A 10,472-nucleotide genomic window follows, 5' to 3' on the forward strand; every position below is an offset into this window, starting at 1 on the left:
GGCGTCCATGTCGGCTACAGAGAGCAAGGGGCAGCCGCAGTGGTTCGCGGTCGCCGGGGTGTCCATGCGCGACCTGCTGGCGGCCGGCGAGGCGGCGGCGCTGCTCTCGACACCGCCGCGCGCACCCGACCCGGAACTCTCCCGGCGGACCCCCGAGCACCGCGAAGCGGCCTGAGGGCTCCGGACACGACCTAGCGGACGACCACGACCGTGCGGCCGATCGTCGCGAACGTCCACATCGCGTCGCCGTCCGCGCGGGACTCGCGGATGCCGCCCGTGCGGACCTTCGGTCCGGGGGCGGGGGCCGGGGTGGCCGACTCGTTCACGGCCGCGCTGAAGCCGACGACCACGCCGTCCACACTGGCGAAGCGCACCACGTGCTCGACCGGGACGCCGTCGGAGCCGGTGGCCGAGTTGGAGCGGGACGTCACCGAGTAGCTGCCCGGGGCCGGGTCCACCGCGCTCGGGTCGACCTTGAACGTACGGCTGATCGCCTCGTCCGCGGCGACCAGCCACACGCGGTCGCCGCGCAGCGAGTACACGACCCGGGCGCCCTTCCCGGAGTCGCCGGGCAGTGCGGTGGGGTCCTTCTTGGCCTGGGGCGCCTTCGACGTACCGGCCGCCGGGGCGACACCCGCCTTCGCCGCCCTGCCCAGACCGGCCGGGAGGGTCTCGGCGGCCTGGTGGGCGAGGTAGCCGACCGTCGCGAGGGCCGCGGCGGTGAGCCCGGCCACGATTCCCGAGCTGCTGGCTGCCACCGGCGTTCACCTCACGTCGTACATCCCTGTCGTGACGGTAGGTGACGGTAGCAGCAGGTGACGACCCGACAGGCGCGACCGTGCCGGGCCCCGGGGAGCCGTAGGCTGTTTGCGTGCTCTTGCTCGCTCTGGATACCGCCACGCCCGCTGTCACCGTCGCGCTGCACGACGGAAGCGATGTCATCGCCTCCTCGAGTCAGGTGGACGCACGGCGGCACGGGGAACTGCTGCTGCCGGCGATCGACCGGATGTTCGCCGAGGTCGGTCTGCGGCTCGACGCCGTCACCGGGATCGTCGCCGGGATCGGTCCGGGACCGTACACCGGGCTGCGCGTCGGCCTGATGACCGCCGACACCTTCGGGCTCGCGCTCGGCGTCCCCGTGCACGGCGTGTGCACGCTGGACGGTCTCGCCTACGCCGCCGACCTGAGGGGCCCGTTCGTCGTCGCCACCGACGCCCGCCGCAAGGAGGTGTACTGGGCCCGCTACACCGACTCCCGCACCAGGGTGACCGAGCCGGCCGTGGACCGGCCCGCCGACATCGCCGAGCAGGTCGCGGGGCTGCCCGCGGTCGGCGCGGGCGCGCTGCTGTACCCGGAGACCTTCCCCAAGGCGCACGAGCCGGAGCACGTGTCCGCCGCCGCCCTCGCCCGGCTGGCCGCCGAGAAGCTGGCGGCCGGCGAGGAACTCCCCGCGCCCCGCCCGCTGTACCTGCGCCGCCCCGACGCCCAGGTCCCCAAGAACTACAAGGTGGTCACCCCCAAGTGACCGAACCCGTGACGTGCACGCTGCGCGAGATGCGCTGGTGGGACATCGATCCCGTGCTGGAACTGGAACGGAACCTGTTCCCCGAGGACGCCTGGTCCCGGGGCATGTTCTGGTCCGAGCTCGCCCACGCCCGCGGGCCCGAGGCCAACCGGCGGTACGTGGTCGCCGAGTCCGGCTCCGGGATCGTCGGGTACGCCGGTCTCGTCGCCACCGGCGAGCAGGCCGACGTCCAGACCATCGCCGTCTCCCGGGACCTGTGGGGCACCGGCCTCGGCGGACGGCTGCTGGCCGAACTGCTCCGGGCGGCCACCACCTTCGAGTGCGCCGAGGTGATGCTGGAGTGCCGGGTCGACAACGTCCGCGCACAGAAGCTCTACGAGCGCTTCGGCTTCGAGCCCATCGGTTTCCGGCGCGGCTACTACCAGCCCGGGAACGTGGACGCCCTGGTGATGCGCCTGACCGCCCCCGAGAACTCCGTACAAGGAACCGAGATCAATGGCTGACGAACCCCTCGTACTGGGAATCGAGACCTCCTGCGACGAGACCGGTGTCGGCATCGTCCGGGGCACCACCCTGCTGGCCGACGCCGTCGCCTCCAGCGTCGACGAGCACGCCCGCTTCGGCGGTGTCGTCCCGGAGGTCGCGAGCCGCGCCCACCTGGAGGCGATGGTCCCCACCATCGACCGCGCCCTGAAGGAGGCGGGCGTCACCGCGCGTGACCTCGACGGCATCGCCGTCACCGCCGGTCCCGGTCTCGCCGGTGCCCTCCTGGTGGGCGTCTCCGCGGCGAAGGCCTACGCCTACGCGCTCGGCAAGCCCCTCTACGGCGTGAACCACCTCGCCTCGCACATCTGCGTGGACCAGCTGGAGCACGGCGCGCTGCCCGAGCCGACCATGGCCCTGCTGGTCTCCGGCGGCCACTCCTCGCTGTTGCTGTCCTCGGACATCACGTCCGACGTCCGGCCGATGGGCGCGACCATCGACGACGCGGCCGGTGAGGCCTTCGACAAGATCGCCCGCGTGCTGAACCTCGGCTTCCCGGGCGGCCCGGTCATCGACCGGTACGCGAAGGAGGGCGACCCGACCGCGATCGCCTTCCCCCGCGGTCTGACCGGCCCGCGTGACCCGGCCTACGACTTCTCCTTCTCGGGGCTGAAGACCGCCGTGGCCCGCTGGATCGAGGCCAAGCGGGCGGCGGGGGAGGAGGTGCCGGTGCGGGACGTGGCGGCGTCCTTCCAGGAGGCGGTCGTGGACGTGCTGACCCGCAAGGCCGTCCGGGCCTGCAAGGACGAGGGCGTCGACCACCTGATGATCGGCGGCGGTGTGGCCGCCAACTCCCGGCTGCGCGTCCTAGCCCAGGAGCGTTGCGAGGCCGCCGGGATCCGGCTGCGCGTGCCGCGGCCCAAGCTGTGCACGGACAACGGCGCGATGGTCGCCGCCCTCGGCGCCGAGATGGTCGCCCGGGGCCGGGCCGCGTCGAGCTGGGACCTGTCGGCCGACTCCTCCCTGCCGGTGACGGAGCCTCACGTCCCGGGCGACCACGACCATGTGCACGAGGTGAGCAAGGAGAACCTGTACTCGTGACGGTCGCCTTGATGTGGGAGGCCCGGGCGTCCGAGGGACGGGGCGAGGACCTGCTGGCCTGGGCGCGCGCCCAGGAGCTCCCCCGTGAGCCCCTGCGCCGCGAGACCCTGCGGGCGCCCCAGGACCGGGTCCTCGTCCTCACCTGGTGGGACGCGCCCGTCGACGCCGAACTGCCCGAACTGCCCGAGCCGGACGGTGAGTTGATCACCCGGGCAGTGCATCGCTGGCGGTTCGAGTCGGTGGCGGTCGACTGACTCCTCGTCGTCCTCGGCTGTCAGTGCCCGGCCACTTCCGTCCCGCAGACCAGCCGCCGGTCGTGCCCCAGCACCCGTACGGGGCCGGTGAGGTTCAGCCGGGCCGTGTGGCGTACGTCCGTGCTCGACGCTGCCAGCCGTAGTTCCAGTGCGCCCGGTTCGACGACCCGGCGGCCCGAGCGGTCCGTGAAGGACGACAGGTCCGCGTGGAAGCGGAACGTGACCCGGGCCGCCTCGCCCGGGGCCAGCTCCACGCGCCGGTAGCCGATCAGCCGGACGTCGGGGCGGGTCACCGAGGCCACCGGGTCGTGCAGGTACAGCTGCACGACCTCGGCGCCCTCGCGCTCGCCGGTGTTCCGGACGGTCACCGACACGTCGTGGGAGCCGTCCGTGCCGAGCTCGGCCGGTTCCGTCGCGGAGCAGTCCTCCCAGGCGAACGCCGTGTACGAGCGGCCGTGGCCGAAGGCGTACAGCGGGGTCGGGTCGAGGTTGCTGACCTCGCCCGCCAGGCCCAGCGGCGGCTGGAGGTAGGTCCAGGGCTGCCCGCCGGGCACCTGCGGGACGCTGACGGGCAGGCGGCCCGAGGGGTTCACGCGGCCCGACAGGACACCCGCGACCGCAGGGCCGCCCTCCTCGCCCGGGAAGAACGCCTGGACGACCGCCCCGAGGCGGCCGTGCCAGCGGCCCAGGGCGTAGGGGCGGCCGGTCAGCAGCACCAGCACCACGGGCACGCCGGAGGCGACCAGCGCGTCCAGCAGTTCGCCCTGGGCGCCCGGCAGGCCGAGGTCCGTGGCGTCGCAGCCCTCGCCCGAGGTGCCGCGGCCGAACAGGCCCGCCCGGTCGCCGAGGACCGCCACGCACACGTCCGCCTCGGCGGTGCGGGTGATGGCCTCCTCGAAGCCCCCGGTGTCCGGGTCCGTCACGTCGCAGCCCTGCGCGAAGGTCACCTTGGCGTCGGGGAGTTCGGAGCGCAGGGCGTCCAGGACGGTCGGGATCTCGATGCCGGCCGGCACCTCGGGGTGGTGGGTGAGGACGTGGGACGGGAAGGAGTAGCAGCCCAGCATCGCCAGGGCGTCGGCCGCCCGGGGGCCGATCACCGCGATGCGGGTGTCGGGGGCCAGCGGGAGCAGGCCGTCGGGGTTGTCGAGCAGGACCACCGACTCCTCCGCCAGACGGCGGGCGAGGATGCGGTTGCCCGTCGAGTCGAGGTTGATCGCGGTGGCCGGCTCCGGGGTCCAGTCCTCGTCCAGCAGGCCCAGTTCGCACTTCTGGAGCAGGACGCGACGGGCCGCCCGGTCCACGAGCTCCTCGGGGACCGCGCCCGACCGGACCGCCTCCAGCAGTGGCCGGCCGTAGCACTTGACGGTCGGAAGTTCGACGTCGATGCCGGCGGTGAGGGCCGCGTGGGCCGCCCCGGCCGGGCTCGCGGCGACGCGGTGCAGGGTCTGGAGGAAGCCGATGCCGAAGTAGTCGGCGACGACCGTGCCGGTGAAGCCCCACTCCTCGCGCAGGAGACGGGTCAGCAGCCCGGGGTCCGCGGAGGCCGGGACCCCGTCCGTCTCGGTGTAGGCGGCCATCACCGAGCGGGCGCCGCCCTCGCGCAGGGCCATCTCGAAGGGCGGCAGGGTGACGTCGGCGAACTCGCGGACACCGGCCCGTACCGGGGCGAGGTTGCGGGCACCGGCCGAGGAGGCGTACCCGGCGAAGTGCTTGAGCGTGGCGACGACCCCCGCCGCTTCCAGGCCCCGCACATAGGCCGCGCCGACCGTGCCGACCAGGTACGGGTCCTCGCCGATCGTCTCCTCCACCCGGCCCCAGCGTGGATCGCGTACGACGTCCAGCACGGGCGCCAGGCCCTGGTGGACGCCGGCCGAGCGCAGGTCGTCGCCGATGCGCCGGGCCATCTCCTCGACCAGCGGCGGATCCCAGGTCGCGCCCCAGGCCAGTGGGACGGGGTAGGCCGTGGCCTGCCAGGCGGTGAAGCCGGCCAGGCACTCCTCGTGTGCGATCGCCGGGATGCCGAAGCGCCCGGCTTCGGCGATACGGCGCTGGGCGCGGGCCAGTGCCTGCGCGCCCAGCGCCGGGTCGACGGGGGCGGTGCCGAAGGAGCGCGTGAGCTGGCCCAGGCCGTGGGTGATCAGCTCGGCCCATTCCTCGTCGGAGGACTCGACGGTCATGTCGTGCTGGTGCGGAGCGACCCCGCCGCCGTCCGTCGCGGCGCCCACCCACACGCCGTACAGCTGGGCGGTCTTCTCCTCCAGGGTCATCCGGGGGAGCAGGTCGTCGACGCGGGCGGCGGCGGGCAGCGTGGGATCACGCCAGGGCGCGGTGGTCATGAAGCTCCTGTCGGGGGGACGGACGGCCCTCTCACGAACGTTTTCACGAATGTTTCGTTATGAACTTCGAATGTTCCGGGAACCTATGGCGGTGCGAGGACTTCGTCAAGGGGGCCCGCAGGGTTACGATCGCCGCCATGACATCCCCGGAGCCCGTTGAAAGCCGGACGCAGAACCGGACGCAGGGGCGCACCGCGCAGACCGCGACGCTCGCCGAGATCGCCCGTGAGGCCGGTGTGTCGGCGCCGACTGTTTCGAAGGTCCTCAACGGCCGCGCCGACGTCGCCCCGGCCACCCGGGCCCGCGTCGAGGACCTGCTGCGCGTCCACGGCTACCGGCGACGCCGTGCCGAGGCGACCCGTTCGCCCTTGATCGACCTGGTCTTCCACGAGCTGGAGAGCGCCTGGGCGATGGAGGTCATCCGGGGGGTGGAGAACGTGGCCCGGGACGCCGGCCTCAGTGTGGTGCTGTCCGAGAGCGCGGGGCGGCTCACCCCGGGGCGGACCTGGGCCGACCAGGTCGCCGCGCGTCGGCCGCACGGTGTGATCCTGGTCCTGTCCGGGCTCGACGAGTCGCAGCGGGCGCTGCTGACCAGCCGGTCCATCCCGTTCGTGGTGATGGACCCGGCCGGCGACCCCGGCGCCGACGTGCCGTCGATCGGCGCGACCAACTGGCAGGGCGGTCTCGCGGCCACCCGGCATCTGGTCGAGCTGGGGCACCGCAGGATCGGGGCGATCAGCGGACCCTCGCAGATGATGTGCAGCCGGGCCCGGATCGACGGCTACCGGGCCGCGCTGGAGACGGCCGGGCTTCCGGTGGATCCCGCCCTGATCGCGAGCGGCGACTTCCACCACGAGGCCGGCTACCGGCTCGGCCTGGAGCTGCTGCGCCGCCCGGACCGGCCGACCGCGGTCTTCGCCGGGAACGACCTGCAGGCGCTCGGGCTGTACGAGGCCGCGCGTGAGCTGGGGCTGCGCATCCCCGAGGACCTGAGCGTGGTCGGGTTCGACGATCTGCCCGTGGCGCCCTTGGTCGGGCCGCCGCTGACGACCGTACGGCAGCCGCTGACCGAGATGGCCGAGGCGGCGGCCAAGCTGCTCCTCGATCTCGGGCGGGACGAGGGGACGTTGGCCGCGACCCGCGTGGAACTGGCGACGAGCCTGGTGGTGCGCAGCAGTACGACGGGACCGGCGGAGCGGTAGGCGCCGTGTCGGCGGCGGGTTTCGGACGCTTCCGCCCGGCACCGAAGCCAATCGGCTGCGTCTTCGAAACTTTCGGATGCGCCGACTCGTCGGTGCCCGGCGGCTTCCCTGGGGTGCTCGTCCGGCACGGGTGAGCGGGCGTAGTCGGCAGCGGCTCCGTGTCCTCCGGTGCCCTTGGTGTCACTGGGGTGAGCCCGGGTCCTGAAATCTGAGAATTTCCGAAGAAAGGCCGCCCTGAACTCCCTGCCCGTAATAATTCGGACTTATGTTCCTGCTCGTGACGGGACACCACGGGGACGAGGACACAGAAGCGGGCCGGCGGTCGAGAGCGTTGAGGATCGCCGCCCTCACCCTGGCGGGGACGCTGGTGCTGGGCGCCGGAGCGGCCGGCTGGGCCTACTGGCGTCTCAGCGACAACATCACCGGCGTCGACATCGACAGCGCGCTGGGCGACAACCGGCCGCCGAAGCCGGTGACCACGCCCTCGCCCGCGGCCCCGGCCGTGCCGAGCGAGGCCCTCAACATCCTGGTCCTGGGCTCGGACTCGCGCAGCGGCAAGGAGAACCGCAGGCTCGGTGGCGGCGACAGCTCGGGCGCCCGTTCCGACACGGCGATGGTCGTCCATCTCGACGCCGGGCGGACCAGCGCGACGGTGGTGAGCATCCCGCGCGACACCCTGGTCACCCGACCGTCCTGCCCACGCCCCTCCGGCGGCTCGACGCAAGTCGCCCACCACTCCATGTTCAACAGCGCGTACGAGGTGGGCGGTCCGGTCTGTGCCGTGAAGACGGTCGAGGCCATGACGAACGTCCGCATGGACCACTACCTCGAAATCGACTTCTCCGGCTTCGCCCGGCTGGTCGACGCGCTCGGCGGCGTCACCGTCACCACGGACGAGGACATCGCCGACGAGGACAGCCATCTGCGGCTGAAGGCGGGCACGCATCATCTGGACGGCACCCAGGCCCTCGCGTTCGCCCGCACCCGGCACGGCATAGGAGACGGCAGCGACCTGGGCCGCATAGGCCTTCAGCAGAAGCTGGTGAAGGCCCTGCTGGAGCAGATCGCCTCCCAGGACCTGCTCACCGACCCGGCCAAGCTGTACCGCGTCGCCGACACGGTCACCGCCGGCCTCACCACCGACACCGGCCTGGACTCCCTCGCCGAACTGACCCGCCTCGGACGGAGCCTGCAGGGCCTCTCGGCCAGCGGGGTACGGACGCTGATGATGCCCGTGGTGCAGGCGCCGTCGGATCCCAACCGGGTGGTGGCCGAGGAACCGGAAGCCGAGAAGCTGTGGGAGTCGCTGCGCTGACCTGGGAAAAGGCGTCACGGAAAAATTCTTCGAAGAAATCCGGCGACCGTGTCGATCCGGCGGGCCCCCGATCGACGCAGGGGTGAGAGCGGGGAAGAGCCCCGCTCCGCAGGACCCCGAGGAGTCACCATGCCGCGCTTTCTCACCCTGATCCGCATCGACGAGAAGAACGCCCCCGCCGAGGGCCCGAGCCCCGAGCTCATGGAGCGGATGGGCAAACTGCTGGAGGAGATCACCAAGGCCGGAGTCATGCTCGACACGGCCGGACTCACGCCGACCTCGGACGGCAGCCGGGTCACCTGGGAGGGCGGACAGCTGTCCGTCACCGACGGGCCGTTCACCGAGTCCAAGGAGGTCATCGGCGGTTACTCGATCAGCCAGTGCAAGGACAAGGCCGAGGCGATCGAGTGGACCAAGCGGTTCCTGTCCCTGCACGAGGACTACTGGACGATCACCGCCGAGGTCCGGCAGATCGCCGAGGACTGACCGGTCCTCACGCCGGTTCCGCTTGGCCGGGCGGCACCACGGGTGTCTGATGGTGGGCTGTGACCCCGCAGCCCACCCCGGCCTCGGAGCCGAACTCCGGTCCGGAGCCGAACCCCGATCCGAAGCCGACCCCCGGTCCGAAGCCGACCCCCGGTCCGAAGCCGACCCCCGGTCCGGAGCCGACCCCGAACCCGGCCCAGCCCTCGGCGCCCCGGCCCGAGCGCACCGCCGAGGCCATCGAGACCGTCTTCCGCATGGAGTCGCCGCGGATCATCGCCGGCGTCACCCGGGTCGTCCGGGACGTCGGCATCGCCGAGGAACTCGCGCAGGACGCGCTGGTCGCGGCGTTGGAGCAGTGGCCGCGGGAGGGGGTGCCCGGCAACCCGGGCGCCTGGCTCATGACCACCGCCCGCCGTCGTGCCGTCGACCTGGTCCGGCGCCGGGAGAACTACGCCCGCAAGCTGGCGGAGATCGGCCGGGACCTGTCGGCCGTCTCGCCCCCGGAGGAGCCCGCCGATCCCGACGACATCGACGACGACCTGCTGCGCCTGGTCTTCACCGCCTGCCATCCGGTCCTGTCCACCGAGGCCCGCACCGCCCTCACTCTGCGTCTGCTCGGCGGCCTGACCACGGCCGAGATCGCCCGCGCCTTCCTGGTCCCGGAGTCGACGATCGCGCAGCGCGTCGTCCGCGCCAAACGCACCCTCGCGACACGGAACATCGCCTTCGAGGTGCCCCACGGCGCCGACCGCGAGGCCCGCCTCGGCTCGGTCCTCGACGTCATCTACCTGATCTTCAACGAGGGGTACGCCGCCACGGCCGGCGACGACTGGCTCCGCCCGTCCCTGTGCGAGGACGCCCTGCGCCTGGCGCGGGTGCTGTCGGCCCTGATGCCGAAGGAGCCCGAAGTGCACGGCCTGACCGCCCTCCTGGAGCTCCAGGCCTCCCGTACGGCTGCCCGCACGGGCCCCTCCGGCGAGCCGGTCCTCCTGAAGGACCAGAACCGCTCCCGCTGGAACCGCATGCTCATCGCCCGCGGCATCGCCGCGCTGGGCCGGGCCGAGGCCACCTCCTCCGGCGCCCCGGGCCCGTACACCCTGCAAGCGGCCATCGCCGCCTGCCACGCGCACGCGTACACCTACGAGGAGACCGACTGGTCCCGCATCGCCACCCTCTACGGCCTGCTGGCCGCCCGCTCCCCGTCCCCGGTCGTGGAGCTGAACCGCGCGGTGGCCGTCTCGATGTCCGAGGGCCCGGGCCCGGCCCTCGCCCTCGTCGACGCCCTGGCCGGCGACCCGGCCCTGCGGGACTACCACCTGCTGCCCAGCGTCCGCGGCGACCTCCTCGCCCGCCTCGGCCGTACGCGGGAGGCCCGGGCGGAGTTCGAGCGGGCGGCGTCCCTGACCCGGAACGAACGGGAGCGGGAGCTGCTGCTGAGGCGGGCGGCGGAGCAGGCCTGACGCGCTGAGCCCGGGCCGGGGAGGTCGGACGGCGTCGGGCAGCCCTACGGCTGTACCCCGGTGGGTCCCGCGAGCATCGGGCAGTTGTACGACTTGCCCGGGTGGGGCCCGCGAGCGTCGAGCAGTTCCACGACTTGTCCGGGTGGGGCCCGCGAGCATCGGGCCGTTGTACGCCCTCCGCGGGTGGGGTCCCGCGAGCATCGGGCAGTTCCACGACTTGCCCGGGTGGGGTCCCGCGAGCATCGGGCAGTTCCACGACTTGCCCGGGTGGGGTCCCGCGACGCGGTTACCGAGGCGCCCCAGGTCGCTG

At 73.0% G+C, this 10,472-nt stretch carries 11 protein-coding genes; 9 read left to right on the forward strand and 2 right to left on the reverse strand.

What is annotated here, in order from left to right:
- The first annotated feature begins 7 nt into the window (after positions 1-7).
- A complete protein-coding gene (locus ABT116_RS18165; RefSeq protein WP_351634269.1) occupies positions 8-175 on the forward strand; it encodes a hypothetical protein in 168 nt (55 codons plus the stop codon).
- 16 nt (positions 176-191) lie between these two features.
- On the opposite strand, the gene ABT116_RS18170 is transcribed toward ABT116_RS18165, so the two are convergent.
- Complete coding sequence (locus ABT116_RS18170) at positions 192-758, reverse strand: hypothetical protein (protein WP_351634272.1); 567 nt, start codon at positions 756-758, stop codon at positions 192-194.
- A gap of 113 nt (positions 759-871) precedes the next feature.
- On the opposite strand from ABT116_RS18170, the gene tsaB reads away from it, so the two are divergent.
- Genes tsaB through ABT116_RS18190 form a run of 4 tightly spaced genes read left to right on the forward strand, consistent with a single transcriptional unit; the run spans position 872 to position 3,363 of the window.
- Entirely contained in the window at positions 872-1,525 is a 654-nt protein-coding gene (gene tsaB / locus ABT116_RS18175; RefSeq protein ID WP_351634275.1) for a tRNA (adenosine(37)-N6)-threonylcarbamoyltransferase complex dimerization subunit type 1 TsaB, read from the forward strand.
- On the forward strand, positions 1,522-2,028 hold the full coding sequence (gene rimI / locus ABT116_RS18180) for a ribosomal protein S18-alanine N-acetyltransferase (RefSeq protein WP_351634278.1): 507 nt from the start codon (positions 1,522-1,524) through the stop codon (positions 2,026-2,028). Before tsaB ends, rimI begins: the two co-directional genes overlap by 4 nt.
- Complete coding sequence (gene tsaD, locus ABT116_RS18185; RefSeq protein WP_351634281.1) at positions 2,021-3,109, forward strand: tRNA (adenosine(37)-N6)-threonylcarbamoyltransferase complex transferase subunit TsaD; 1,089 nt, start codon at positions 2,021-2,023, stop codon at positions 3,107-3,109. Before rimI ends, tsaD begins: the two co-directional genes overlap by 8 nt.
- Entirely contained in the window at positions 3,106-3,363 is a 258-nt protein-coding gene (locus ABT116_RS18190) for a hypothetical protein (protein WP_351634284.1), read from the forward strand. Before tsaD ends, ABT116_RS18190 begins: the two co-directional genes overlap by 4 nt.
- Positions 3,364-3,383: 20 nt before the next feature.
- Here ABT116_RS18190 and ABT116_RS18195 read toward each other — a convergent pair whose 3' ends face one another.
- The gene (locus tag ABT116_RS18195; RefSeq protein ID WP_351634287.1) at positions 3,384-5,699 is read right to left on the reverse strand and encodes a beta-xylosidase/alpha-l-arabinosidase; all 2,316 of its coding nucleotides are present in this window, start codon (positions 5,697-5,699) and stop codon (positions 3,384-3,386) included.
- Between the two features lie 137 nt (positions 5,700-5,836).
- On the opposite strand from ABT116_RS18195, the gene ABT116_RS18200 reads away from it, so the two are divergent.
- From ABT116_RS18200 to ABT116_RS18215, 4 genes are all read left to right on the forward strand, one after another.
- Complete coding sequence (locus ABT116_RS18200) at positions 5,837-6,901, forward strand: LacI family DNA-binding transcriptional regulator (RefSeq protein WP_351634290.1); 1,065 nt, start codon at positions 5,837-5,839, stop codon at positions 6,899-6,901.
- A gap of 265 nt (positions 6,902-7,166) precedes the next feature.
- Positions 7,167-8,216, forward strand: coding sequence for an LCP family protein (locus tag ABT116_RS18205; protein ID WP_351634293.1), 1,050 nt, complete (start codon positions 7,167-7,169; stop codon positions 8,214-8,216).
- 129 nt (positions 8,217-8,345) lie between these two features.
- A complete protein-coding gene (locus tag ABT116_RS18210) occupies positions 8,346-8,702 on the forward strand; it encodes a YciI family protein (protein ID WP_033311567.1) in 357 nt (118 codons plus the stop codon).
- Between the two features lie 254 nt (positions 8,703-8,956).
- Positions 8,957-10,162 (forward strand): RNA polymerase sigma factor, encoded by a 1,206-nt coding sequence (locus tag ABT116_RS18215; RefSeq protein ID WP_351634300.1) that lies wholly within the window; start codon positions 8,957-8,959, stop codon positions 10,160-10,162.
- Positions 10,163-10,472 lie beyond the last annotated feature (310 nt).

The sequence above is a fragment of the Streptomyces sp. NPDC002130 genome (assembly GCF_040296465.1).
Lineage (GTDB): Bacteria > Actinomycetota > Actinomycetes > Streptomycetales > Streptomycetaceae > Streptomyces.